The 24888-nt window shown below is 73.7% G+C and carries 23 protein-coding genes and 1 tRNA gene; 11 read left to right on the forward strand and 13 right to left on the reverse strand.

Annotated features, from left to right (window positions below; all coding sequences use genetic code 11):
- Positions 1-76 precede the first annotated feature (76 nt).
- The 3 genes from B086_RS46145 to B086_RS0131275 all read right to left on the reverse strand — a co-directional run bounded on the left by B086_RS46145 (position 77) and on the right by B086_RS0131275 (position 2890).
- The gene (locus B086_RS46145) at positions 77-979 is read right to left on the reverse strand and encodes a chaplin (RefSeq protein WP_018570376.1); all 903 of its coding nucleotides are present in this window, start codon (positions 977-979) and stop codon (positions 77-79) included.
- A gap of 193 nt (positions 980-1172) precedes the next feature.
- Positions 1173-1406 (reverse strand): chaplin ChpH, encoded by a 234-nt coding sequence (gene chpH, locus B086_RS0131270; protein WP_018570377.1) that lies wholly within the window; start codon positions 1404-1406, stop codon positions 1173-1175.
- 158 nt (positions 1407-1564) lie between these two features.
- The gene (locus B086_RS0131275; protein ID WP_018570378.1) at positions 1565-2890 is read right to left on the reverse strand and encodes a M20/M25/M40 family metallo-hydrolase; all 1326 of its coding nucleotides are present in this window, start codon (positions 2888-2890) and stop codon (positions 1565-1567) included.
- Between the two features lie 217 nt (positions 2891-3107).
- On the opposite strand from B086_RS0131275, the gene B086_RS0131280 reads away from it, so the two are divergent.
- Positions 3108-3195: transfer RNA gene (locus tag B086_RS0131280), tRNA-Leu, on the forward strand.
- Between the two features lie 23 nt (positions 3196-3218).
- Here B086_RS0131280 and B086_RS0131285 read toward each other — a convergent pair.
- On the reverse strand, positions 3219-4601 hold the full coding sequence (locus B086_RS0131285) for a phosphoribosyltransferase family protein (protein WP_018570379.1): 1383 nt from the start codon (positions 4599-4601) through the stop codon (positions 3219-3221).
- A gap of 12 nt (positions 4602-4613) precedes the next feature.
- Positions 4614-4928 (reverse strand): dsRBD fold-containing protein, encoded by a 315-nt coding sequence (locus B086_RS0131290; protein WP_018570380.1) that lies wholly within the window; start codon positions 4926-4928, stop codon positions 4614-4616.
- 195 nt (positions 4929-5123) lie between these two features.
- Between B086_RS0131290 and B086_RS0131295 the strand changes: the two genes are divergently transcribed.
- Positions 5124-5498 (forward strand): YchJ family protein, encoded by a 375-nt coding sequence (locus tag B086_RS0131295; protein WP_018570381.1) that lies wholly within the window; start codon positions 5124-5126, stop codon positions 5496-5498.
- A gap of 22 nt (positions 5499-5520) precedes the next feature.
- Here B086_RS0131295 and B086_RS0131300 read toward each other — a convergent pair whose 3' ends face one another.
- Positions 5521-6222, reverse strand: a complete 702-nt coding sequence (locus B086_RS0131300; protein WP_018570382.1) for a FadR/GntR family transcriptional regulator — start codon at positions 6220-6222, stop codon at positions 5521-5523.
- Between the two features lie 143 nt (positions 6223-6365).
- Between B086_RS0131300 and B086_RS0131305 the strand changes: the two genes are divergently transcribed.
- Positions 6366-6917 carry a gluconokinase gene (locus B086_RS0131305; protein ID WP_037874255.1) on the forward strand — a complete coding sequence of 184 codons (552 nt, stop codon included), beginning with the start codon at positions 6366-6368 and terminating at the stop codon, positions 6915-6917.
- Positions 6918-7001: 84 nt separating this feature from the next.
- Positions 7002-8399: a GntP family permease gene (locus B086_RS0131310; RefSeq protein WP_018570384.1), complete on the forward strand. Its 1398-nt coding sequence runs from the start codon at positions 7002-7004 to the stop codon at positions 8397-8399.
- 121 nt (positions 8400-8520) lie between these two features.
- Here the strand turns inward: B086_RS0131310 and B086_RS0131315 are convergent, their stop codons facing one another.
- Both B086_RS0131315 and B086_RS0131320 read right to left on the reverse strand, forming a co-directional pair.
- Positions 8521-10068, reverse strand: coding sequence for an APC family permease (locus B086_RS0131315; RefSeq protein ID WP_018570385.1), 1548 nt, complete (start codon positions 10066-10068; stop codon positions 8521-8523).
- Positions 10069-10129: 61 nt separating this feature from the next.
- Positions 10130-11080, reverse strand: a complete 951-nt coding sequence (locus B086_RS0131320) for a hypothetical protein (protein ID WP_018570386.1) — start codon at positions 11078-11080, stop codon at positions 10130-10132.
- A 534-nt stretch (positions 11081-11614) separates the two neighbouring features.
- Between B086_RS0131320 and B086_RS0131325 the strand changes: the two genes are divergently transcribed.
- The 4 genes from B086_RS0131325 (at position 11615) to B086_RS0131340 (ending at position 13931) form a co-directional block, all read left to right on the forward strand.
- Complete coding sequence (locus B086_RS0131325; RefSeq protein WP_026252958.1) at positions 11615-12508, forward strand: DMT family transporter; 894 nt, start codon at positions 11615-11617, stop codon at positions 12506-12508.
- 70 nt (positions 12509-12578) lie between these two features.
- On the forward strand, positions 12579-13094 hold the full coding sequence (locus B086_RS0131330; RefSeq protein ID WP_018570388.1) for an NUDIX hydrolase: 516 nt from the start codon (positions 12579-12581) through the stop codon (positions 13092-13094).
- A gap of 49 nt (positions 13095-13143) precedes the next feature.
- On the forward strand, positions 13144-13536 hold the full coding sequence (locus tag B086_RS0131335; RefSeq protein WP_018570389.1) for a YidH family protein: 393 nt from the start codon (positions 13144-13146) through the stop codon (positions 13534-13536).
- A 14-nt stretch (positions 13537-13550) separates the two neighbouring features.
- A complete protein-coding gene (locus tag B086_RS0131340; protein WP_051115960.1) occupies positions 13551-13931 on the forward strand; it encodes a DUF202 domain-containing protein in 381 nt (126 codons plus the stop codon).
- A gap of 40 nt (positions 13932-13971) precedes the next feature.
- Here the strand turns inward: B086_RS0131340 and B086_RS0131345 are convergent, their stop codons facing one another.
- The 4 genes from B086_RS0131345 to B086_RS0131360 all read right to left on the reverse strand — a co-directional run bounded on the left by B086_RS0131345 (position 13972) and on the right by B086_RS0131360 (position 18192).
- Positions 13972-14913 (reverse strand): NADP-dependent oxidoreductase, encoded by a 942-nt coding sequence (locus B086_RS0131345; RefSeq protein ID WP_018570391.1) that lies wholly within the window; start codon positions 14911-14913, stop codon positions 13972-13974.
- A gap of 198 nt (positions 14914-15111) precedes the next feature.
- Positions 15112-15705 (reverse strand): TetR/AcrR family transcriptional regulator, encoded by a 594-nt coding sequence (locus B086_RS0131350; RefSeq protein ID WP_026252959.1) that lies wholly within the window; start codon positions 15703-15705, stop codon positions 15112-15114.
- A 25-nt stretch (positions 15706-15730) separates the two neighbouring features.
- Positions 15731-17431 (reverse strand): class I adenylate-forming enzyme family protein, encoded by a 1701-nt coding sequence (locus B086_RS0131355; RefSeq protein ID WP_018570393.1) that lies wholly within the window; start codon positions 17429-17431, stop codon positions 15731-15733.
- A complete protein-coding gene (locus B086_RS0131360) occupies positions 17428-18192 on the reverse strand; it encodes an SDR family oxidoreductase (RefSeq protein ID WP_026252960.1) in 765 nt (254 codons plus the stop codon). Before B086_RS0131360 ends, B086_RS0131355 begins: the two co-directional genes overlap by 4 nt.
- A gap of 214 nt (positions 18193-18406) precedes the next feature.
- Here B086_RS0131360 and B086_RS0131365 point away from each other — a divergent pair, with 214 nt between their 5' ends.
- Positions 18407-19663: an exo-beta-N-acetylmuramidase NamZ domain-containing protein gene (locus B086_RS0131365; protein ID WP_018570395.1), complete on the forward strand. Its 1257-nt coding sequence runs from the start codon at positions 18407-18409 to the stop codon at positions 19661-19663.
- 138 nt (positions 19664-19801) lie between these two features.
- Complete coding sequence (locus B086_RS0131370; protein WP_018570396.1) at positions 19802-21115, forward strand: hypothetical protein; 1314 nt, start codon at positions 19802-19804, stop codon at positions 21113-21115.
- A 46-nt stretch (positions 21116-21161) separates the two neighbouring features.
- Here B086_RS0131370 and B086_RS0131375 read toward each other — a convergent pair whose 3' ends face one another.
- Entirely contained in the window at positions 21162-23957 is a 2796-nt protein-coding gene (locus tag B086_RS0131375; protein ID WP_026252961.1) for a penicillin acylase family protein, read from the reverse strand.
- Positions 23958-24215: 258 nt separating this feature from the next.
- Here B086_RS0131375 and B086_RS0131380 point away from each other — a divergent pair, with 258 nt between their 5' ends.
- Positions 24216-24821: a hypothetical protein gene (locus tag B086_RS0131380; protein ID WP_018570398.1), complete on the forward strand. Its 606-nt coding sequence runs from the start codon at positions 24216-24218 to the stop codon at positions 24819-24821.
- The last annotated feature ends 67 nt before the right edge of the window (positions 24822-24888 follow it).

The following is a 24888-nucleotide window of genomic DNA, read 5'->3' on the forward strand; positions in this document are numbered from 1 at the left end:
CGTCCTGATCCCGCCTCCGTCCGGACCTCGCGGGCCCCGCCGACGCGGGGCCCGCTCAGGTGTGCGCCGGTGCGGATCAGGCCGAGGCGCGCGCCCTGCGGTACAGCACCGCGCCCGCCAGCAGCGCTCCGGCACCGGCCGGCAGGGCGAGGCCCAGGGGCAGCTCACTGCCGGTGTGTGCGAGTTGGCCGCTCGCCCGGGGCGGGGTCACGGTCTGCGGGGCGGGCTGGTTGATGTGCACCGCTCCGCCGGGCGTCCGGCCGCCCGTGGTGGGCGGAGTGGTGGGCGTGCCCGGGTGCCCCGGAGTACCCGGGTGGCCCGGAGTACCCGGGTGACCGGGGTGGCCCGGATGACCGGGCGTGCCGGGGTGCCCCGGGGTGCCGGGGTGGCCGGGCGTGCCCGGGTGGCCGGGCGGGTTGCCGTGGCCCGGGGGCGTGGGGTGACCGCCGGGGCCGCCCGGGTTGGCGCAGGTGTCGCCGAAGGCCGCGTTGCCCACGCCGATGACGTCGACGCTGTTGCCGCAGACGTTCACGGGGACGTCGATCGGCACCTGGACCTGGTTCCCGGAGCCCACGCCCGGTGAACCCCCGGTGTGACCGCCGGCCTGCGCACCGCCGCCGGAGCCGCCGTGACCGCTCCCGCCGTGACCACTGCCCCCGTGACCGCTGCCGCCATGACCGCTGCCGCCGTGCCCCGTCCCCCCGTGGCCGTGCTCTCCGTGCCCGCCGCTGCCCTCGCCGCCATTGGCGCACTTGTTGCCCATCGCCGGGTTGAGCAGCCCGACGACGTTCACGGTGTTGCCGCAGATGTTCACGGGCACGTGCACCGGCACCTGCACCGTGTTGCCGGACAGCACGCCCGGCGAGCCGGCCGCGGTGCCGGTGGCGCCCGCGTCGGCGTACGCGGCACCGCTCGCCGCGGCGAGCACACCGGTGGCCGCGGCCACGGTCATCAGGCCCTTGCGGGTGACCTGTCGCATGTTGCTGAATCCCTGCTCTCGACCTTCTCGAACCTTCCGGAACGCGCGCTCGCGCTCGGGCGGATGAGCACACCCGGCGACCGCGCGAAAAAACCGGCCGGCCCCGGAGCGCATGGCGCGCGCGCCGGGGCCGGCGGGTTCAGACCCCCCACGGAGTCGATGACTTCAGACCCTCACGGGGCGGGGCACAACGTCACTTGTTGACGCAGGTGTTGCCGAAGGCGGGGTTCAGCAGCCCGATCACCGAGATCGTGTTGCCACAGACGTTCACCGGCACGTGCACGGGCACCTGGATGACGTTGCCGGAGACGACGCCCGGGGACTGCACGGCGGCACCCTGGGCTCCGGAGTCGGCGGCGGCCAGGCCCGCGCCCGCGAGGACCAGCCCACCGGTGGCAACCGCGGCAGCGACGACCTTCTTGATCATTATTCCTCCTAGTTGGCAAAAGCGATCCCGTGTTGCTGATCGCATTACCTGTAACGAGGAGGGAGTAATGGAGCTACGAGCTTATGGTCGGATTCACTCTTCTCAGTCATGCCCGCACAGGCGGTCGATTACCGGGGTCAAGCGGGCGCTGACCAGGGTCAGGAGGCGTCGATGAACCGGTCCAGCACGCGCACGCCGAACCGCAGACCGTCCACCGGCACCCGCTCGTCGACCCCGTGGAACATGCCCGCGAAGTCCAGCTCCGGCGGCAGCTTCAGCGGGGCGAAGCCGAAGCCCCGGATCCCCAGGTCGTCGAAGGACTTGGCGTCCGTACCGCCGGAGAGCATGTACGGGATGGCCTTCGCGGCCGGGTCCTCGGCCACCAGCGCGGACTGCATCGCCGCCACCAGCGGCCCGTCGAACGTGGTCTCCACGGCCTTGTCGGCGTGCACGTCCTCACGCTTGACCCGGGGGCCGAGGATCCGGTCCAGGTCGGCCAGGAACTCCTCCTCGAAGCCCGGCAGGAAGCGCCCGTCGACATGCGCGGTCGCCTCGCCCGGAATGACGTTGACCTTGTAACCGGCGCCCAGCTGGGTCGGGTTGGCGGTGTTGCTCAGGGTCGCGCCGATGAGCTTGGCGATGCCGCCCAGCTTGGCGAGGGTCCCCTCCATGTTCTCCGGGTCCAGCTCGGTGCCGAGGGCGTCGCCGAGTTCGTCGAGGAAGGCCCGGGTGGTCTTGGTGACCCGCACCGGGAACTCGTGCCGGCCGAGCCGGGCGACGGCGTCGGACAGTTCGGTGATCGCGTTGTCCCGGTGGATCATCGACCCGTGGCCCGCGGTGCCGGCCACGGTCAGCTTCATCCAGTGCATGCCCTTCTCGGCCGTCTGGATCAGATAGAGCCGCCGCTGCTCGCTGACCGTGAAGGAGAAGCCGCCGACCTCGCTGATCGCCTCCGTGACGCCCTCGAAGAGGTCCGGGTGGCGGTCGACCAGGTACCGGGCGCCGTACGTGCCGCCCGCCTCCTCGTCGGCGAGGAAGGCGAGCACGATGTCCCGGGGCGGCCGGCGCCCGCTGCGCAGCCGGTCGCGCACGACCGCCAGCGTCATCGCGTCCATGTCCTTCATGTCCACCGCGCCCCGGCCCCACACGCAGCCGTCCGCGACCTCCCCGGAGAAGGGGTGGTGCGTCCAGTCGTCGGCGTTGGCCGGTACGACGTCGGTGTGGCCGTGGATGAGCAGCGCGGGCCGGGACGGGTCCTCGCCCGCGATGCGCGCCACGGTCGAGGCGCGGCCGGGGTGGGACTCGAAGATCTTCGGTTCGAGGCCCACCTCGGCGAGCTTCTCGGCGACGTACTCGGCGGCCTTGCGCTCGCCGGGGCCCGAGTGGTCGCCGTAGTTGCTGGTGTCGATCTGGATCAGCTCACGGCAGAGGTCCACGACCTCGTCCTCGCCGGTGACGCCCCTGGCCGTGTCCGTCTCGCTCACGCTGCTTCCTCCCGCTGGTGTGCTGGTGGCCCATCTCGTGTGCCCGTGGTCCACTCATCCTCCCTCTCCCGACGCCCGGGACCCAAGGGCGCCCCCGGCCCGTCACAGCGCGTTCACGCCCCGGGCCGGGCGCGGACCGGGGGTGATCGGGCACACCGGAAAGCCTGGTAATGTTTACGTCGTCGCCGCGGGGGAAACCCCGCACGGCAGACACCTTGTCCGGGTGGCGGAATGGCAGACGCGCTAGCTTGAGGTGCTAGTGCCCTTTATCGGGCGTGGGGGTTCAAGTCCCCCCTCGGACACCAGCAACACCGGCAGAGACCCCAGTTCATCTGGGGTCTTTCGCGTTTTCGGGTGCGGTGGGCGGTGTCAGGTGGGTCGTGAACCAGGTGCGGGCCAGGTCCGTGGCCTGCTCCAGGGTGCCGGGTTCCTCGAAGAGGTGGGTGGCGCCGGGGACGACGGCGAGGCGGTTCTCGCAGGTCAGGTGGGTCTGGGCCTGGCGGTTGAGGTCAAGGACCTGGGGGTCGGCGCCGCCGACGATCAGCAGGGTGGGGGCGGTCACGGCGGGCAGGGCGGGGCCTGCGAGGTCGGGGCGGCCGCCGCGGGAGACGACCGCGGCGAGGCCCGCCGCCGGGTCCGCGGCGGCCCGTAGCGCGGCGGCGGCCCCGGTGCTGGCGCCGAAGCAGCCGAGGGGGAGGTTCCGGGTGTCCGGGCGGCGGCGCAGCCAGGCCGTGGCGGCGGTGAGGCGGGCGGCCAGCAGTGCGGTGTCGAAGACGTTGTCGCGTTCGCCCGCCTCCTCCTCCGTGAGCAGGTCGAACAGCAGCGTGCCGAGCCCGGCACGGTGCAGCCCGGCGGCGACGTACCGGTTGCGCGGGCTGTGCCGGCCGCTGCCGCTGCCGTGCGCGAAGACGACGAGGCCGATCGGGGCGGCGGGGATCGTCAGGTGACCGGCCAGCCGGACCGGGCCCGCCTCGACCTCCACCACCTCCGCCTCTGCCCCCACTTCCACCCCGGCCTCGGCCTCGGTCTCCTCGGCGGTCTCCCCCGGCTCCCCGGGCCGCTCCGTCCGGTCGCCGGAAGCCGCCTCGTATAGGCAGGCGATGACGTCCGCGTCGTCGAGCTGGGCGAAGTCGGCGTAGAACTGGCCGACGGCGAAGAAGCCGGGCGGGGTCTCCAGCGCGACCAGTTCGTCGGCCTCGCCCGCCAGGCGCCGGGTCCAGTCCGGCGGGGCGACCGGCACCGCGAGCACGGTGCGCGCGGCGCCCCGGGCCCGTACCGTCCGGCAGGCCGCCCGCGCGGTCGAACCGGTGGCCACCCCGTCGTCGACCAGCACGACGGTCCGCCCGGCGACGGGGAGCGCGGGCCGCTCGCCGCGGTAGCGTGCGGCCCGGCGGAGCAGTTCGCGCTGTTCGCGCTCCGCCACGCGCTCCAGCGCCGCCGGTGGTACGCCCGCCTCGCGCACCACCGTGTCGTCCACGACCCGCACGCCGTCCTCGCCGAGCGCGCCCATGGCCAGTTCGGGCTGTGCGGGCACGCCCAATTTCCGTACCAGGCAGAGGTCCAGCGGGGCGCCGAGCGCCCTGGCCACCGCGGCGGCGACCGGGACGCCGCCGCGCGGCAGGCCGAGCACGGCGACGTCCGGCCGCCCGGCGAGAGCGGCCAGCCGGTCGCCGAGCCGCCTGCCCGCCGCCGCACGGTCCGTGAAGAGCACGGTCGGGCTCCCTCACTCCCCGGAGGTCCACAGCGGGGCGGACGACGTCGCCTCGGGCGCCCCCACCGCCTCGATGTCGCCCGAGGCGGCGCGCATCAGTGCACGGCCCAGCGCGATCAGGGCCCGGCCGGCGGCGAGTTCGTCGCCTATCTCGGGCACACCGGGGTCGTAGGGGCTGCGGCGGGCCTCCGCGCAGCTCTCCAGGACGTTGTCGCCGGTGTCCAGGACGATCCGGGCGGTGGTGTCCGGGTCGTGTTCGGACAGGTACAGGTTCAGCCGCCATTCCTTGACGGACGCAGGCCGGCTGGTGTCGACGGGTCGCGTCATCGTCGGTCCCTCCTCAGCTCCGCTCGCCCCGGCTCCGCTCGCCGGGCCTTCTCCGGCTCCTCTTGCCCCTTCTGCTCCGCTTCCTGCTCCGCTTCGCGCCCCTTCCACTGTCCACTGTGCCTCGTGCGGATGCGGGCCGCGCGGTCCAGCGGGGGCCGTCCTCCGGCGCGCGCTGGGGCGGGCAGAATGGGCGCCATGACCACGCGTTCCTGCCCGTGCGGGCTGACCGGGCCGTACGAGAAGTGCTGCGGCCGTTTCCACTCCGGCGCGGCCGCCGCTCCGAGCGCCGAGGCGCTGATGCGGTCGCGGTACAGCGCCTTCGTGCGGCGGGACGCGGGGTATCTGCTGCGGACCTGGCACCCGCGGACCAGGCCGGAGCTTCTGGAGCTGGATCCGGGGATGCGCTGGACGGGCCTGGAGATCCTGGACACGGCGGACGGCTCCGCCTTCCACGCCACCGGGACGGTGACGTTCCGGGCGTCCTACCGGGGCGGTTCGCTGCACGAGCGCAGCCGCTTCGAGCGGGTGGACGGCGCGTGGGTGTACGTGGACGGTGACTTCCTGGCGTAGCCGTGCCGGGGCCGTGGCGCGGCTACGGCGCCAGGACGTCCAGTTCCTGGAGGGCGCCGACCGTGATCTCGCGGGTCAGCCGCTCGGCGCGTTCGGCGTCGCGGGCGCGGACGGCCTCGGCGACCTGGACGTGCAGGGTGACGGCGGCGGGGTCGGGGTCCTCGAACATGACCTCGTGGTGGGTGCGGCCGGTGAGGACTTCGGCGACGACGTCGCCCAGGCGCGCGAACATCTCGTTGCCCGAGGCGGTGAGGATCACGCGGTGAAAGGCCATGTCGTGGAACAGGTACTGCTCCAGCCGGTGGCCGCGTGAGTTGGCGACCATCCCGAGGGCGCACTCGGTGAGTTCGGCGCACTGCTCGGCACTGGCGTGCCGGGCGGCGAGTCCGGCCGCGACCGGTTCGACCGCCGAGCGCAGCACGGTCAGGGAGCGCAGTTGGCGCGGCCGGTCGGCGCCGGCCAGCCGCCAGCGGATGACCTGGGGATCGTAGACGTTCCACTCGTGCTGCGGGCGTACGGTCACGCCGACGCGGCGGCGGGAGGCGACCAGGTGCATGGACTCCAGGACGCGGACCGCCTCGCGCATCACGGAGCGTGAGACGTCGAAACGCTGTGCCAGCTCGTCGGTGCGCAGGACGCTGCCCGGGGGGTACTCACCCGCGGTGATCGCGGGGCCGAGGGTGTCCAGTACGCGGCCGTGCAGACCCCGGCCCGATGTGCTCATGCACTCAGCGTACGGGGTGGGTCACGGAATCGAAAAGTCAGACTTATATGTCACAGACCCTTGAATTCGTCGTACCTAATGGGTTTCAGTGTGGCGGACGCCGGATGTCGGCGTCCCAGGTCGAGGAAGACAGCGAGGCAGTGATGCGCACCCCCCACGTCGTCGTGGTGATGGGCGTCGCCGGTACGGGCAAGACCACCATCGGTCCCCTGCTCGCGGGCCGGCTCGGCGTCCCGTACGCCGAGGGCGACGACTTCCACCCGCAGGCCAACATCGACAAGATGGCGGCCGGGATCCCGCTCGGTGACGAGGACCGCCGCCCCTGGCTCGACGCCATCGGCGCCTGGGCGCACGGGCGGGCCGGGCTCGGCGGGGTGGTGAGCAGTTCGGCCCTGAAGCGGGCCTACCGCGACCGGCTCAGGGCGGCGGCCCCCGGGGTCGTCTTCGTGCATCTGACCGGTGACCGCGAGCTCATCGAGGACCGGATGGCGCAGCGCCAGGGGCACTTCATGCCGACCGCGCTGCTGGACTCGCAGTTCGCCACGCTCCAGCCGCTGGAGGCGGACGAGCGCGGTGTCGCGGTGGACGTCTCCGGTTCGCCCGAGCAGATCGCCGCGCGCGCCGCGGCCGCCCTGGACGGCCTCGACGGCACCGCGCCGGACGCCATCGCGCCCGGCGGTCCGGCCGCGCGCTGACCCTCCCTCTCCCCTGCGGCCGCCGGCCGCGCCCCCTTCGACCCCCACCGTCCCCGTCCCTCTTCACCTCCAAGGGAACACCCCGTGACCAGACTCAGCGTCGAGATGCTGGCAGCGGACGCGCCCCCGGCGATCACCTCGGCCGGACACGCCCAGCTGGGCATCGCCGTCCTGGCGGGCATCGCCGTCATCGTCCTGCTCATCACCCGGTTCAAGCTGCACGCCTTCCTGTCGCTGACCATCGGCTCGCTGGTGCTCGGCGCGGTCGCCGGCGCGCCGCTGGACAAGGCGATCACCAGCTTCACCAGCGGACTCGGTTCGACCGTCGCCGGTGTCGGCGTGCTGATCGCGCTGGGCGCGGTGCTCGGCAAGCTGCTCGCCGACTCGGGCGGCGCCGACCAGGTGGTGGACACGATCCTGGCGCGGGCCAAGGGCCGGGCGATGCCGTGGGCCATGGTGCTGATCGCCTCGGTGATCGGGCTGCCGCTGTTCTTCGAGGTCGGCATCGTGCTGCTGATCCCGGTGGTGCTGATGGTGGCCAAGCGCGGCAACTACTCGCTGATGCGGATCGGCGTCCCGGCCCTGGCCGGTCTGTCCGTGATGCACGGTCTGATCCCGCCGCACCCCGGTCCGCTGGTCGCGATCGACGCGGTCAAGGCCAACCTGGGCGTGACACTGGCGCTGGGCATCGTCGTCGCCGTGCCGACCGTGATCATCGCCGGTCCGCTGTTCTCCAAGGTGGCGGCCCGCTGGGTGGACGTGCCCGCGCCCGACCGCATGCTCCCGGAGCGCGCCTCGGAGAAGCTGGAGCACCGGCCGGGCTTCGGCGCCACGCTCGCCACGGTGCTGCTCCCGGTCGTGCTGATGCTGGCCAAGGCCCTGGTGGACATCGTCGTCGACGACGGTACGAACATGACCCAGCGGGTCTTCGACGTCGTCGGCTCCCCGCTGATCGCGCTGCTGGCCGCGGTGATCGTCGGTATGTTCACGCTGGGCCGCCCGGCCGGCTTCACCAGGGAGCGGATCAACTCCACCGTGGAGAAGGGCCTGATGCCCATCGCGGGCATCCTGCTCATCGTCGGCGCCGGCGGCGGCTTCAAGCAGACGCTGATCGACTGCGGTGTGGGCCAGATGATCCTGGACATCTCCAAGGACTGGTCGATCCCGGCGCTGCTGCTGGCCTGGCTGATCGCGGTGGCCATCCGGCTGGCGACCGGCTCGGCGACCGTGGCGACCGTCTCGGCCGCCGGTCTGGTCGCACCGCTGGCGGCCGACATGTCGACCGCGCACACGGCGCTGCTGGTGCTGGCGATCGGGGCCGGCTCGCTGTTCTTCAGCCATGTCAACGACGCCGGGTTCTGGCTGGTGAAGGAGTACTTCGGGCTGAGCGTCGGGCAGACGGTCAAGACCTGGTCGCTGATGGAGACGATCATCTCCGTGGTGGCCGGTGCGCTGGTCCTGCTGCTGTCGCTGATCGTCTAGCGCCGGGTCCGGCGGCGGTGGCCCCGGACCTCGTACGAGCCGAAGCGCGTACGAGCCGCGCCTCGTGCGCGCCGAGACGCGTACGAGGCGCCACCGCCTCCCGCATCCGCCCCGCAGGGCGTCACGGTGCCGACTCCGCCGCCTTCTCCAGCTGGAACGCCTCGTTGCCCAGGCCGATGCGGGCGTGGGCCTCGGGTCTGCGGGCGCGCAGCACGGCGCCCTGGACCAGGCCGACGACCGCGGCGAGGCCGATGATGCCGGGCAGGATCCGGCTCAGGGCCGAGCCGGGGCCCGTGCCGACCAGGACGTCGAAGTCCTTCACCGTGTAGAGGGCGATCACCAGCAGGGCGAGCCCGGCCAGGGCGGAGGTGACCAGCCGCCAGCCCTGGGTGCGTGCGGCGCCGCGCCGCACGAAGAAGACGATCACCGACAGCGAGGCGGCCGCCATCAGGAGGATCACGCCGAGCGCGCCGATGTTGCCGCCCCAGGTGAACAGGTGCAGGACGGGTGCGGTCGGGTCGCCGGCCGGCTTGTCGTCGGTGACCGCGAAGGCGACCACGATCAGCAGCGAGAAGACCGTCTGCGACAGGGAGCCGGTGGCCGGGGCCCCGCTGGCGCTGGAGGTGCGGCCGAAGACCGGGGGCAGCAGCCCCTCGCGGCCCATGGCGAAGGCGTAGCGGGCGACGACGTTGTGGAAGCTGAGCATCGCCGCGAACATGCCCGTCACGAACAGGACGTGCAGGACGTCGGTGAAGGTGTTGCCGAGCCGGGACTCGGTGAGCGAGAACAGCAGTCCGGCGCTCTCCTCGCGGGCGGTGCCGACGATCGCCGAGGGGCCGGTGGCGACGGTCAGCGCCCAGCTGCTGAGCGCGAAGAAGACGGCGACCCCGGCGACCGCGAGGAACATCACGCGGGGCACCAGGATGTGCGGGCGGCTGGTCTCCTCGGCGTAGACGGGGGCCTGCTCGAAGCCGAGGAAGGCGGCGATGCAGAAGCACAGCGCGGTGCCGATGCCCGCGCCCGACAGGGTGTCCGGGTCGAACGCGTGCAGGGACAGACCGGCCGGGCCCGGGTCGCCCACGGCGGCCACGTCGAAGACGACGACCAGCACGACCTCGATCACCAGCAGCACGCCGAGCACGCGCGCGTTGACATCGATCTTCAGCCAGCCGAGCGCGCCGACCAGGGCGACGGCCGCGAGCGCCGGGATCCACCAGGCGACGGTGAGGTCGGCGTAGCTGGCGAACAGGTTGGACACCTCGAAGCCGAAGATGCCGTAGATGCCGGCCTGGAGGGCGTTGTAGGCGACGAGCGCGACGAGCGCCGCGCCCGCCCCGGCGGTGCCGCCCAGACCGCGGGAGATGTAGGCGTAGAAGGCGCCCGCGTTGTGCACATGACGGCTCATCTCGGCGTACCCGAGGCTGAAGAGGACCAGCACCACGCCGAGGATCACGAAGAGCAGCGGCTGCCCGACGATGCCCATGACCGCGAAGGTGGTGGGCATGACCCCGGCGACCACCATCAGCGGGGCGGTCGCGGCCAGCACGGACAGCAGCAGGCCGCCCGTGCCGAGCCGGTCGGCGCGCAGGGCGCGTTCCGGGCCCTTGAAGGTGCTGATGCCGCCGCCGTCGGCGGTCGGTCTGCTCGGGTTCGAACTGCCCGTCGTCATCGGGGCGTCCTTTCGGGCGTCGGGGCCTGGGTCTGGGGGCTTGCGGGGGCCGGGAGGCGCGCTAGGCGGTGCCGAGCGCGGCGGCGCGGGCGGTGCGGAAGGCGGTGTACGGGTCCCGCTCCGGGTAGGACCAGGGGTGCTCGGTGGCGTGGTCGCCGATGCGCAGGAAGAGGGCGGCGGCCTCGGCTGCGCGGCCCTCGCAGTGCTTGGCGTGGGCGAGGTAGTTCAGGTCGACCATGCGCCGCGGATGGCCTTCCTGTCCCCACTCCAGCCACCAGTCGAAGGCGGTCTTCATCACCTGTCTGGCCCTGCGGCCCGCCCAGTGCCCGCAGCCGGCCGGGTCGGCGCCCGCCCGGCCCGCCGCGGCCAGCGCGCGGTAGCGCTCGGCGTGGGCGACCACGGGCAGGATGGCCAGCGGGGAGTCGGCGGGGGCCTGCTCGGCGGCCCAGTTGGCGAAGTCGTAGACCTCGTGCAGCGGGTCGGGGCCGGCGGCGGCGTGGCGTTCGGCGAGCGCCGCCACCATCAGGTGGTGGGCGTGGTGGTGGTCCGGGTGGCGCAGCCGTACCTCGTCGAAGAGGCGGACCACGTCCTCCTCGGCGCCCAGGGAGCGCTCCAGCAGGAGCAGGGCGAGCCAGGGCGTCGGGTCGGCGGGCGCGAGGGCGGCCGCCGCGCGGCACGCCTCGCGGGCCGGGTCCGGCTTCTGCCGGCCGTGCAGCGCGCGCTCGACCAGGGCTGCGCCGAGGAGTACGGACGCGTCGGCGGACTCGGGTTCGGCGAGCAGCCAGTCGCGGACCCAGGCGGCGGTGTGCGCCTCCCGGGCGAGGACGGTGACGCGGTGCGCGCGGCGGTCCCAGTCGTCGCCGGTGCGCGCGAGCAGCGAGCGGACCGCCTGCCAGCGGCCCTGGGCCAGGGCGGAGCGGACCGTGACGAGTTCGGCGTCGTCGAGAGCGGCGTCGAAGGCGTGGGCCGCACGCTTGCGGCCACGGCCGAGGGGAGGCGGGGGTGGGGGCACCGCGGGACTTCCTCACGCGCTCTTCGTTGGTGCTGTGTGCGTCGCTCTTCCGTGCTGGGTGCGCCGCTCTTCGGTCGTGCTGTGTGCGCCGCTCTCCGGTCGTGGTGGGCCCGGCCGCTCGTGGATTCCTGCCGCTCGCGTCCCTCCCGCTGGGTGCGGGTCCGCTCCCGGTCACCGACCGCTGGTCGTCCGATCACGGACAGCAAACCCGCAGCCAACAGCCGGCGTCAAGGGCCGCCGGAGTGTTACACGCGTCAACTCGACGTGAAGGGGCGGTACTTGCGGAAGGCGGCGGGCGGAGCGCCGCCGGACCGGGTCCGCGGGGTTCCTTCACCCGTGTGGCGCAGGCCATGGCGCGCTTCCGTGCGGCGGCCCACCATGGCCGTGTCGCCGTGCCGCCGCCCTTCCGGACGGACCGCAGCGGCCGGGTCGAGCGCGCGGATCCGGGTACACGCACCGGCGGACAGTGCCCTGGAACGTTAGAGTCGGCCCCTACGCACCCCGTGGCCCGGCCGGATGATCGAGGTACGCAGCGTGTCGGTTCTGGTTCTGACTCTCGCCGTGAGCGCCGCGTGCTGCCTGGGCTTCGGCTTCGTCCTCCAGCAGAACGCCGCCCAGCGCGCTCCGCTCAGCGACTTCCTCTCGCCCCGGCTGCTGCTGGACCTGATGAGGGTGCCGCGCTGGCTGGGCGGGCTCGGGCTGATGGTGCTCGGCATGGTGCTCGGCGCCGTCGCCCTGGGCCACGGCGAGATCTCCCTGGTGGAACCGCTGCTCGCCACCAATCTGCTGTTCGCCCTGGCGCTGTCGCGCTGCCAGACCCGGCAGCCGCTGGGCCGCCAGGGCTGGCTGGGGCTCGCGCTGCTGGCGGGCGGTGTGACGGCGTTCATCCTGGCGGGCCGGCCCCGGGCGGGCAGCGCGGTCACCGATCCGCTGCGGCACTGGCTGATCATCGGGACCATGGTCGGCCTCGCGCTGCTGCTGACCACCTACGCCAAGCGGTCCCGGCTCAGCTGGGGGCCGGTGCTGCTCGCGGTGGCCGCGGGGCTGCTGTACGGCGTGCAGGACGCGCTGACCCGGGTGAGCGGGCAGCGGTTCTCGGCGGGCGGCTGGTCGGAGCTGTTCACCGGCTGGCAGCCGTACGGGCTGCTGGTCATCGGCGTCACCGGGCTGATCCTGGTGCAGAGCGCCTTCGAGACGGCGCCGCTGCGCATGTCGCTGCCCGCGCTCACCGCGGCCGAGCCGCTGGCCGGGATCGCCTGCGGGGTCGGCTTCCTCGGCGACCGCCTGCGCACCGACGTCGCCGCGCTGACCGGGGAGGCGGCGGGCCTGGCCGCGATCGTGGCGGGCATCGTGCTGCTCGGCCTGCATCCGGCGATGCCGTGCGGCGCCTCGGTGCCCGAGCAGAAGCGGAAGCTCCAGCCGCGCTGAGCCCGGCCGCCGGGCCCGCTGCGTGCGGTGCGCCCGCTCCCGGTGCCGGACGGGCTGCTTGGATGGGGGCATGAGCGCTGCGGAGGAGATCCTCGACATCGTCGACGCCGACGACCGCGTCGTCGGACAGGCGCCCCGCGGGGAGGTGTACGCCCGCGGGCTGCGGCACCGCTGCGTCTTCGTGGAGGCGCGGGACGCCGGGGGACGGCTCTTCGTCCACCGCCGCACCGCGTCCAAGCTGGTCTTCCCGTCCCTGTACGACCTGTTCGTGGGCGGTGTCGTCGGCGCCGGGGAGAGCTACGACGACGCGGCTCTGCGCGAGGCCGAGGAGGAGCTGGGGGTGACGGGGCTGCCGCGCCCCGAGCATCTGTTCACGTTCCTGTACGACGACGGCGCCGGGCACAGCTGGTGGTCGGCGGTGTACCGGGTGCGCTGCGAACTGCCGGTGCGCCCGCAGGCCGAGGAGGTCGCCTGGCACGGCTTCCTGTCCGAGGACGAGGTCGAGCGGCGGCTCGGCGCGTGGGAGTGGGTGCCGGACGGCCTCGCCGCGTACGAGCGGCTGAAGGCGTACCGGGCGGCGGGGTGACCCCGGCCCCCGGCGTCCGCCGGAGCCGCGCGTGGGTAGGGTCCCCACCGTGATCGACTTCGTACGGAACGTCCGCCTGTGGTTCGCCCCCGAGGAGGTCAGGGAGGAGGGCCGCACCCCGGACTACCGCTTCTCGCTGGCCAACGAGCGGACCTTCCTGGCCTGGCTGCGGACCGCGCTCGCCCTGATCGGCGGCGGGTTCGCCGTGGACCAGTTCCTGCCGGGGCTGCGCTGGGCCTGGCGCGTCGGTCTGGCCCTCGCCCTGCTCGGCGCGGGGGTGCTGTGCTGTCTGCGCGCCGTCGACCACTGGGTGCGCTGCGAACGGGCGATGCGGCGCGGCGAGGACCTGCCCGCCTCCCGCTTCCCCGCCGTACTGAGCCTGGTCGTCGCCGTCGTGGCCGTCGCCATGGTCGTGGTGGTCCTCGCGGGACGGGCGGGGTGAGCGGGGCGGGCAGGGTGAGCGGCGCGGACGGGGCGGACGAGGGTCGCGGGGACACCGGGGGCGCGGGCGGCGGTGCGCGGGCGGCTGCCGCCGGGCGCGATCCCGGGCTCCAGCCGGAGCGGACGCGGCTCGCGTGGCGCCGTACGACGCTGTCCGGCACGGTGGTGGCCGTGCTCGCCGTGAAGGCGGCGCTGTACGGCGGTGTCTCGGCCGCCGGGGTGCTCGTCTGCGCCCTGTGCTTCCTGCTGTGGCTGGGCTTCCTGCTGGTGGCCCAGAGCCGTATCCGCGCCCTGGCCCGGACGGCGGTCCCGCCCGTCCTCACCCCCCGGCTGGCCACCGCGGCGGTGCTCTGCACGGTGGCCCTGGCTCTGTGCGCGTCGGTGCTGGTCCTCTGAGGCGGCCCCCGGCCGCTCCGGCGGGAGCGGCCCGGGGCCGCTAGGCCGCCGTCTCCCGGTCCACCGTCACGACGATCTTGCCCCGGGTCCGGCCCTCCTCGCTGTGCCGCAGCGCGTCCGCCGCCCGTGCCAGCGGGTACGTCTGCGCCACGTGCACGCTCAGCACCCCCTGCTCGGCCAGCTCGGACAGGTGCAGCAGGTCCCGGGCGTCGGGGCGGACGAAGCAGTAGCGGCCGCCGTAGTCGGTGACCTCCGGGTCGGCGATGGAGGCGAGGCGGCCCTCGGGGGCGAGCAGCTGGGCGGAGATCCTGGTGGTCTCGCCGCCGATCGTGTCGAACACCGCGGCCACCCCCTCGGGCGCGAGTCCGCGCACCCGCTCCGCCAGGCCCTCGCCGTAGCTGACCGGCTCCCCGCCCAGGGAGCGCACATAGGCGTGGTTGCGCTCGCTCGCCGTGCCGATCACGCGGGCGCCCAGATGGGCGGCGAGCTGGACGGCGAACGAACCGACCCCGCCCGCTGCGGCGTGCACGAGCACGGTCTCGCCCCGCCCGACCCGCAGCGCCCCGGTGAGCACCTGGTGGGCGGTGAGCCCGGCCAGCGGGATGCCCGCCGCCTCGGCGAAGGAGAGGCCGCGCGGTTTGCGGGCGAGCGTGCGCACCGGGGCGGCGACGTACTCGGCGAAGGTGCCGCGGGACAGGAAGTCCTCGCGGACGTAGCCGATGACCTCGTCCCCGGCGGAGAACTCGGTGACCGCCGCGCCCGGCCGGACCACGACCCCGGCGAGGTCCCAGCCGGGCACCACCGGGAAGACGGGGTCCAGGAGGGCGTCCAGGTAGCCCTCGCGGCACTTCCAGTCGACCGGGTTCACGGCGGCGGCCCGCACCTCGACCAGCACCGAGTCGGGGCCGACCTTCGGGTCGCGCACGTCCCCGTACTCCAGCACCTCGGGTCCGCCGTAGCGGCGGTAGCTGATGCCCTTCATGGCACCGACCCTCCGTGCCACCCGCCCGCGCCGCAACCCGGCGCGCGGGCGAGGGCGCGGAGGAACACGAGGAGACGGCCCACAGTGCCGCAGGTCGTGACCGGGGGCGGAGCACGGCCGCCGGGTGGTGCTCACGGAGGCCGGCCGGTCAGGGGCCGCGGCCCCGGGATCCGAGCGCTGCGGCCCCGCCGGTTCACCTCACGGACGCAGCGCCCGCAGCAGCAGGTCCGCCAGGTGGTCGGCGACCTCCTGCGGGGTGAGGGGGCCGTCCGGGCGGTACCAGGTGGACAGGTGGTGGACGGAGCCGAAGTGGTAGTCGACCACCAGGTCGGCGGGGGTGGCCCGGGAGAAGACGCCCTGGTCCTGGCCCTCCTCGATGAGCGCGCGGAAGCGTTCGTGGTAGCGCCGCCGCTCGGCGCGCACCTGCTTGTACTTCTCCGGGCTCAGGTGGTGCATGGAGCGGAAGAAGATCGAGGCGTCGTCGAGGTTGTCGATGGTGGTGACGACGACGTCGGCGGCGGCGTCGCGGACCCGCTGCTGCACGGGCTCGTCGGCGTCGGCGAAGGCGTCGAGGCGCTCCTGCTGGAGGCGCAGCACGCGCGCGTACACCTCGTGCAGCAGGTCGTCCTTGGAGCCGAAGTAGTGGTACAGCGCGCCCTTGGTGACGCCGGCCGCCTCGACGATCTCCTGGACCGAGGTGCGGTCGTACCCCTGGGCGGCGAAGAGCCGGGTGGCGGCGGCCAGCAGCCGCTGGGGCACGGGGGTCCCGGCCGATTCCGTCGTCCTGGGCACTGCCGCCACCTGCCTTTCCTTGGTGCTACGGGTGTCGTGGGTCCTGCTCGGTGCCGTCGCGGTCACCCCGTGAACGCAGTTCCCGCCGGAGGATCTTCCCACTCGCCGTCTTCGGCAGCTCCGGCAGGATCTCCACCTGTCGCGGGTACTTGTAGGCGGCCAGCCGCTCCTTGCAGTACGCGGCGAGCGCGTCCGGCTCCGCCGCGGCGTCCGGGCGGAGGCTGACGTACGCCTTGACGGTCTCGCCGCGGTAGGCGTCGGGCACGCCGACGACGGCCGCCTCGCGCACCGCCGGATGGGTGTAGAGGACGTCCTCGACCTCGCGCGGCCAGACCTTGAAGCCGGACGCGTTGATCATGTCCTTCTTGCGGTCGACGACGTACAGCCAGCCCTGTTCGTCCATGAAGCCGATGTCGCCGGTGCGCAGTTCGCCGCCGGGGAAGGTCTCGGCGGTGGCGTCGGGGCGCCGCCAGTAGCCGGGGACGACCTGCGGGCCACTGACGACGATCTCGCCGGGGGTGCCGAAGGGCGTCTCGGCGCCGGTGTCGTCGACGATGCGTACGACGGTGTCGGGTCCCGGCACGCCGACGGCGAGGGTGCCGGAGACCGGGTCGACGGGAGCCTCACGGCCGGGCGGTACGGAGGCGCAGGGCGCGGTGCACTCGGTGAGGCCGTAGCCGTTGCGGATGTACGGGCCGAAGCGGGCGCGGAACGCCTCGACCAGCGCGGGCGGCAGGGGCGCGCCGCCCGAGGAGATGACGTGGAAGGAGGAGAAGTGGTCCGGGGTGACGGCGGGGTGGGCGGCCAGCGCCATGAAGGCGGTGGACGGGCCGACGGTGTAGTGCGGGCGGTGCTCGGCGAACGCCTCCAGCACGAGGGAGGGTTCGAAGCGGTGGGCCAGGACCAGGGTGCCCGCGCTGTTCAGACAGGCGCCGAACTGGCAGACCATGCCGGTGATGTGGAACAGCGGTGCCAGCGCGAAGTAGACGGGCGCCTCGGGCAGGCCGAGGCCGGTGCGCTGGCGCTCGGCGTTGTACATGATGTTGCCGTGGGTGTTGGTGGCCCCCTTGGGGGTGCCGCTGGTGCCCGAGGTGTAGCTGATCAGCGCGAGGTCGCCGGGGGCCGGTGCGGGCACGGCGGGGGCCGGGTGTCCGGCGCGGGCCACGGCCGTCAGGTCGTCGGCGTCCGGCGCCTCGGGCAGCCGTTCGAAGGCGAGCGCGCGCGGGTCGTCGCGGGTCTGGAAGTCGCGTTCGCAGGCGGTGAGGACGATCCGCACGGGCGAGCCGGCCGCGGTGGCGCGCAGGAAGGAGTCCCAGGCCCGGTCGGTGCAGACGAGCGCGCCGACCTCGGCGTCCTTCAGGACGTGGGCGACCTCGGCGGACTTGTACATCGGGTTGACCGGGACGACGGTCGCGCCCGCCTTCCAGGCGCCGAGGACGGCGAGCACGAAGTGCGGCGAGTTCTGGAGGACGACGGCCACCCGGTCGCCGGGGCGCAGGCCGCGCGCGGCGAGGTGTCCGGCCACCGAGTCGCTCAACTCGTCGGTCTCGCGGTGGCTGAGGCGGGCGTCGAAGTAGGCGAGGAAGGTGCGGTCGGGGGTCTCGGCGGCCGACCGGCGCAGGGCGTGCACCAGGGAGTCGGCGGGGTGGACGGGGGCGCGCTGGGCGTCGTCGAGCAGCGGCAGCCACGGCCTGGCCGCGTACCGGGAGGCGGGGGCGGCGCTCACCGGGCCTGCTCCCAGGTGCGCTGGATGCGGTTCATGCCGGCCAGCCAGTGGTCGGGGTCGGTGGCGCGGGCCTGGTAGAAGCCGGCCGCCTCGGGGTGCGGCAGGATCAGGAAGCGGTCCTCGGCGATGCCCTTGAACAGGGCGTCGGCCACGTCGGCGGGTTCGACGGCGGTCGGCCTGAGCACCAGGTCGCCCGCGCTCCCGGCCGCGTCCAGCATGTCGGTGCGCACCCCTTGCGGGCAGATCGCGTGAACCTTGATCCCACGGTGGCGGTACGTCAGCGACAGCCACTCGGCGAAGGCGTACGCGCCGTGCTTGGTGACGCTGTAGGGGGCGGCGCCGATCATGGTGAGCAGTCCGGCGGCGGAGACGGTGGAGACGAACCGGCCGGCGCCGCGCTCCAGCCAGCCGGGCAGCAGCGCCTCGGCGGCGCGCACATGGGCCATGACGTTGACGTCCCAGGCCCGCGCCCAGACCTCCTCGCCCGCGGCCTCGGTGCCGGCCGAGCCGAGGCCCGCGTTGGCGCAGTAGACGTCGACGGTGCCGCCGAGCGCGTCGCGGGCGTCGGCGACGATCGCGGAGGCGTCGCCGGGCAGTGCGATGCCGCCGGTCTCGGCGGCGACGGCCGCCGCCTTCGCGGCGTCGAGGTCGTTGACGACGACTCTGGCCCCCTCGGCGGCGAACCGGCGGGCCAGGGCCGCGCCGATGCCCGCTCCGGCCCCGGTGACGACCACGCCCGCACCCTGAACGGCTTCCACCAGCGATCTCCTTCGCCCTGGTCCGACGCGCTCGCGGATCGGCTCCGCGGCGACACACTAACCGGTCGGTATGCCGCGGGGAAGAGGTGTTCGGGCCGGGCGTGCGCCGGCTCGCTCCCGGCTCGCTCCCAGCTAACTCCCGGCTCGTTCCCTGACGGCGGGGCGCACGCTAGCGTGCGTGGGCATGACACCCGCCCGCGATCACGGAGGTCACCGGATGAAGCTGTCCCGTCGGAGTCTGCTCGCCACCACGGCCGCGGTGGCCGCCACCACCGTCCCCGCCGGCCCCGCCGCGCAGGCCGAGGCGGCACCGCGGGGCCGGGGCCGGCCGCTGCGGACCGGGTTCGAGCGGCTGGCGGCCGACGGCTACGCGGCGCTGGCCGGGCAGCGCGTCGGCGTCGTCACCAACCCGACCGGCGTCACCCGGGACGTCCGGCACATCGTGGACGTGATGCACGCCGACCGCCGCGTGGACCTGCGCGCCGTGTTCGGGCCCGAGCACGGCTTCCGCGGCACCGCGCAGGCGGGCGGCTCCGAGGGCCGCTACGACGACCCGGCGACCGGGCTGCCGGTGTACGACACGTATCTCAAGAGCGGGCAGCCGCTGGCCGACGTGTTCACCGCCTCCGGCGTGGACACCGTGGTCTTCGACATCCAGGACGTGGGCGCCCGCTTCTACACGTACATCTGGACGCTGTACGACTGCATGGAGGCCGCCGCGCTCGCCGGGAAGCGGTTCGTGGTGCTGGACCGGCCGAACCCGATGACCGGCCGCGAGGCGCTGGGGCCGGTGCTGCACAAGGAGTTCGCGACCTTCGTGGGGCGGCAGCCCGTCGCCCAGGCGCACGGTATGACGGTCGCGGAGCTGGCGCGGCTGTTCAACGCGGAGTTCCTGGCCACCCCGGTGCGGCTGGAGACGGTGCTGATGACCGGCTGGGACCGGTCCTCGTTCTACGACGCCTCCGGGCTGCCCTGGGTGCCGCCGAGCCCGAACATGCCGACCCCGGACACGGCGCTCGTCTACGCGGGGACCTGCATGTTCGAGGGCACCAACCTCTCCGAGGGCCGGGGCACCACCCGCCCCTTCGAACTGCTCGGCGCCCAGGGCCTGGACGGCCGCTGGGCGGACGCGGCGAACGCGCTCGGCCTGCCCGGGGTCCGCTTCCGCGAGGCGTACTTCGCGCCGATGTTCTCCAAGTTCGAGGGGAAGACGGTCGGCGGGGTGCAGATCCATGTGCACGACCGGGCCGCCTTCGACCCGCTGCGCACCGGGATCGCGCTGCTGGTGACCGCCAAGCGGGTCTGGAGCGGCTTCGCCTGGCGCCCGGACGACTGGATCGACAAGCTCACCGGATCCGCCCGGGTGCGCACGATGATCGACGCGGGCGCGGACACCGACGAGGTGGTCGGCGGCTGGCGCACCGAGCTGGCCGCCTTCCGCCGTACGCGCGGGCGCCATCTGCTGTACCGGTGAGGCGCGCACCGGCGCGGCGCACGGCGGCGGCGTGCCGGGGAACTCCTCTTCCGCGCCCGTCCTGACGTATGGCCAACTCGCCCCGGCGGCGGGACGATGCATCCCACATCGCACCGCTTCGGGACGAGGGGGACGGTCATGACGGAACCAGGGACGAATCCGGCCCCCTACTGGGAGCTGACGTTCGACGCGGACGGGGACGTGGACGGCCCGGAGCGGGACCGGCTGCTCGCGCAGGCGGGTGCGAGCGGGGTGCGCGACCTGATCGTCCTCGCGCACGGCTGGAACAACGACCGCACCGGCGCCACCCTCCTCTACCGGCGCTTCCTCGCCCCGGTGCCGGACCTCGCGCCGGGCGCGCGGGTCGGATACGTGGGGGTGATCTGGCCGTCGATGCGGTTCTGCGACGAGCCGATCCCCGACTTCCCGCGCTCCGCCGCCGCCTCAACGCCTGGCCCCGCCCTCGACAAGGACACCCGGCACGCGCTGCTGGAGACGTTCCCGGGGCGGGCCACGGTGGTGGACCGGCTGGTGCGGATGCTGGACGAGCGGCCGCGCGAGCAGGGGGCGGAGGAGGAGTTCGGACGGCTGGTGCGGCTGCTGGTGGAGGTGGTGCCGGCGGGGCCGCAGGCGCACTTCGCGGCGGACACGGTGGCGGAGGGCGTCCCCGAGAGCGGTCCCCGTATGTTCACCCGGCCCGCCGCGGAGGTCTGCGCGGAGTTCGCCGCCGCCCTCGCGGGTCTCGAGGCGTCCGGCGGCACGGAGGCGTTCGCGCTGCCGGACCCGTGGGAGGGCGCCAAGGAACTGCTGCGGCAGGCGGCGTACTACGCGATGAAGCGGCGTGCGGGCACGGTCGGCGAGCGCGGGCTCGGACCGGTGGTCGGGCGGCTCGCGCAGGCGGTGCCCGAGCTGCGGATCCATCTGGTGGGCCACAGCTTCGGCGGGCGGCTGGTGTCGTTCGCGCTGCGCGGGCTGCCCGCGCGGGTGCGGGCGGTGAAGTCGGTGACGCTGCTCCAGGGCGCGTTCTCGCACTACGCGTTCGCCGCCCGGCTGCCCGGCGACCCGCGTACGGGCGGGGTGCTCCAGGGCCAGGAGCACCGGGTCGACGGGCCCGTGGTGTGCTGCCACTCCTGCCACGACACGGCGCTCGGCACCTTCTATCCGCTGGCGTCGCGGCTGTCCGGCGACGACCGGTCGGTGCTCGGCGTGGACATCGGGGCGCTGCTCGGTCCCCGGTGGGGCGCCCTGGGGCACGACGGTGTGCAGGGGGTGCCCGGCACGCGCGCGTGCACCCTGGCCGACGCGCTGCGCGGGCCGCTGCCCGCCGCCGGGTGCGTGAACGTGGACGCGTCCGCGGTGATCAGGAGCGGCGGGCCGCCGGCCGGTGCGCACAGCGACATCGTGCACCCGGAGCTGGCCCGGCTGGTGCTGGCGGCGGGTCGTGTGCGCTGACCCGCCGCCGGCACCCTCACCGCCGGGGCCCGGGGGTGGCCCGGCGTCACCGGTGTGAGGTGTACTCCACGACCTGCTGGTAGGTGGGCCGGTTCTGCCAGCTGATCCTGCCGTGCTTGATGCCGCCCAGGGCGCGCTGGGCGATCGAGTCGGCGCACCACTGGTCGCCCGCCGAGCACTGGTCGTCGCCCGGGTAGACCTGGGCCGCGGTCATTCCCGCCGCCTGCTTGAGCGTGCCGAGCAGGCTGTCGCGGCAGGCGGTCAGGCTGCCGGCGCCGCAGTACTTCTGCGCCAGCGGGCCGTTCACCTGCTCGCCGAGGACCGCGCGGATGTCCTTGTCGACATAGCTCCACCAGCCGTACTGGAAGGCACTTCCGGCGTGCGAGCCGGTCGGGCCGTGTCCGGCGGACGGCGCCTCGTCGACGGGCAGGTTGGCGCCGAAGGCGGTGTACAGGGCGCTGCCGAGGCCCGGTTCGAACTCGGCCTTGACGAGCAGCGGCCACCAGGCGTCGAGGATGCGGACGGCGTCCGCGTCGGCGTACTTCTGGGAGCCGGCCGAGGTCTCGGTGCGGTGGGCGCCCGCGGTCAGCCAGGCCCGCAGCTTGTCCACCGCCGCCGCGGCCGCGGTGTCGGTGACCGGCGCGCTGTCGATCACCTTCAGCAGCTTCGGCAGCACGTCCTCGGCGCGCAGGTCGGCGACGGCCGCGTCCGCCATCGCCTGCGTCAGCGCGGTGCGGGTCACCCCGCCGGCCGCGACGAGCTTCTTCACCCGGTCCTCCAGCAGGTTGCCGCGGTGCACCGAGCCCTCGCCCCAGGGCGCGGCCGCGTAGTCCTCGGCCTGCTTGTTGTTCCAGGAGATGTAGTAGTCCTGGTCGACGGAGTTGGGGTGCGCGGCGGGCGCGGTGTAGTCGGCGGTGTTGGCGGCCGGGTCCCAGCCGCGCCACTCGTAGGCGGGCTGCGCCCACACCGGGAACTCGGCGTCGACTCCGGCGGCCCGCACCGGGTTGTCGCCGCTGTTGTAGTACGCGGTGTGGCGGGAGTCGGCGTAGAACCAGTTGAAGGTGAAGTTGATGTGCTGCGCGGCCTTCTGGAAGTCCTGCGGGCCCTTGACGTAGTCGGGGTCGTTGAGCATCTGGAAGCCGATGATGGAGTCGGCCTCGTGCAGGTAGGAGGAGCGCAGGGTGGTGTAGGCGACCTTCTTGCCGCCGACGGTGGCGCGGTACTGGACCGGGCCGTACCTGGTGCGCCACACCCGCATGGTGTACGAACCGGCCGCGGTGCCGTCGGCGACGGTGGGCTTCCACGCGTTGGCCTGCTGCACCTGGTCCATGGCGGTGCAGGTGCCGTGGTAGAGGTAGTGGTGGTCGTCCTGGCACAGCTCGACGGCGTAGGTGTCGATGATGTCCTGGCCGGAGGTCGTGGCGCTCCACGAGTAGTCCTGGCCGCGGCCCAGTTCGACGTACATGCTCAGGCCCGCGAAGGAGGCGCCGCGGGCGCTGATGCCCGGCCCCTGTATCTCCTGGAGCAGCAGCAGCTGCGGGGCGAAGTAGCCGGTCTGCGGCCCGAAGACGGCGACGGGGTGGCCGCTCGCGGTGTGCGCGCCGCTGACGACGAGGGCGTTGGACATGCCCCGGCGGGCCGAGGACAGGGCGCTCTTCGCGACGGTGTCCGCTGTGCCCGTCGCGGCCTGGCTCTTCGCGCTGCCGGTACGGTCGTACAGCAGGGGTTCGGCCGTCACCGAGCCCGCGTCGGGCAGCGCCTCGCCCTGCGCGGAGGCGGGCTTGGCGGCGTAGGGGAAGCTCTGGCCGTCGTGCAGGGTGAGGACGGCCTCGGGGTCGTTGCGCTCGCGGAAGGACTCCCAGACCCTGGTGCCCTCCGCCACGCCGTACTTGGCCTGGGCCTCCAGCAGTGACAGGGCGTTGTTCACCTCGCCGCCCCCGCCGGCGCCGAACAGCGAGCCGACCACCGAGGCGAGCGCGACCATGTCGGTCACCTTGAAGTGGTCGATGGTGCCCGCGTTGGTGATGGCGTCCTTGTGCCCGGTCAGGACGTACTCGCCGGGGAAGTAGCGGCCGGGGTCGGAGGCGTCGATGTAGGCGTTGATGCCCGCGAGGTAGGCGTTCACGTCGGCGAGGGCCTGCTGCCCGCGCTCGCCGTTCTTGGCCACGGCGGTGTCGATCTGCGCCTGGAGGTCGGCCTCGGTGTAGGGGGCGTTGCGGTAGAACTGCTGCTCGAGGCCCTGGTTGGCGGGGGCGCCGCCCGCGAAGGAGGTCAACTGGCCGCGGCCGACGTGCCGGAAGACGTCCATGAGCCACAGCCGGTCCTCGGCGGCGGCGTACCCGGCGCCGAACTCGGTGCCGTAGCGGGTGGTGCCCGTGATGTGCGGTACGCCCGTCTTCTTGTCGCGGACGATGGTGACGTCGCCGCGGCCGGCCGGCTTCTCGCTGGAGGCGACCTGGCCGGAGGGGACGCCGAACGAGGCGTCGTTGAAGAAGGTGTTGATCTTGTCGGTGGTGAGCGCCGGGTAGCCCTTGGCCAGGTTCGCGTACGGGCCGAGCTGGTCCTCGGCGTGGCCGGGCTGGGTGCCGAACGCCTGGTTGAGGAGGATCTGGGCGAGGGTGGCGTTGCCGTTCTCGCCCGGCGGCAGGATGTCCGAGCACTGTCCGCCGCAGTAGTCGTCCGCGGCCGCGGCCTTCGGCGTGCCGCTCGCGGCAACCGCTTGGGAAAAGGGTGACAAAAGACCGGCAATGAGGACGCATACGGATGCGGTCTTCAGGAACCCGGGGAATCTGCGGGGAGTTCTCATTCTGTCGAGCGCGCTGAGTGGGGTGCGCCGTGGCATGACTGCTCCTCCCGACGGGGGTGGGGCGGGACGTTACCGGCGGTAGCTCCGACTTGGAAGATGAACACGCGTCACTTTTTGGAGTCTGCGTGACGGACATGACGGTCGATCAGGGCGAAGCTGTGGCGGACACCGGAAATCGGATGGAGCCGAATCGCGGGCAGACGCGTCTATCCGACGACGTCGGTACGACCCATCCGTACGACGGCGCCGAAGTGACCGAAGTAGCAGGTGCAGGTGTGACGGAGGTGCAGGGCGATGGCCGGTTTCCGGAGTCTGGCGAGACAGGTGCGGGACCCGCGGTGCGATCTGGCACTGCGGCGCTACTCACTGCGCAAGTGCCTTGAGCGGTTCGCCCCTTACGGGCACCGGGCGACCTGGGACCATCTGTGCTCCCGCGCCGGGTTCGGCCCGGAGGACAGGTCCCCCGACCCGGTGCGGCTCGTGGCCGCGCTGGAGGAGCTGGAGGAGGCGCGTTCGGTGTGGCTCGCCTACGAGGCCGAGTTCGCCGGGCGGCGCAGGAAGGAGAAGCACGACGGGCTGCGCCGGCCGGGCAGCGTGGACGACTGGCACCGGCTGACCTGGGGCGGCTTCGGGGTCGCCTGGTGCGACGACCCCCGGGTGCACCCCGGCGAGCCGCTGGCCGAGGTGCTGCGCCGGCTGATCGCCGCGCTGGAGCGCGACCCGGGCGCGGCGTGCCCGGTGTGCGGCGCGGAGCGCCTGGTGTGGCGGTACGGCCTGGACCACGAGCCGTCCTCGGGACCGGTCTGCGCGGACTGCGGCATCCTGGTCCCGCGGCCCGTGCTCACCCCCGCGGCCCTGGCGGACGCCCGGCGCGGGCGGCGGCTGCTGGTGTCGGCCTGAGCCGGACCGCCACCGGACGGCGCCGGACAGCCGCCGGGGAGGAGTACCGGGGCGCGGTCCGGGGCAC

The sequence above is a fragment of the Streptomyces sp. PsTaAH-124 genome (assembly GCF_000373685.1).
Taxonomy (GTDB): Bacteria; Actinomycetota; Actinomycetes; order Streptomycetales; family Streptomycetaceae; genus Streptomyces; species Streptomyces andamanensis.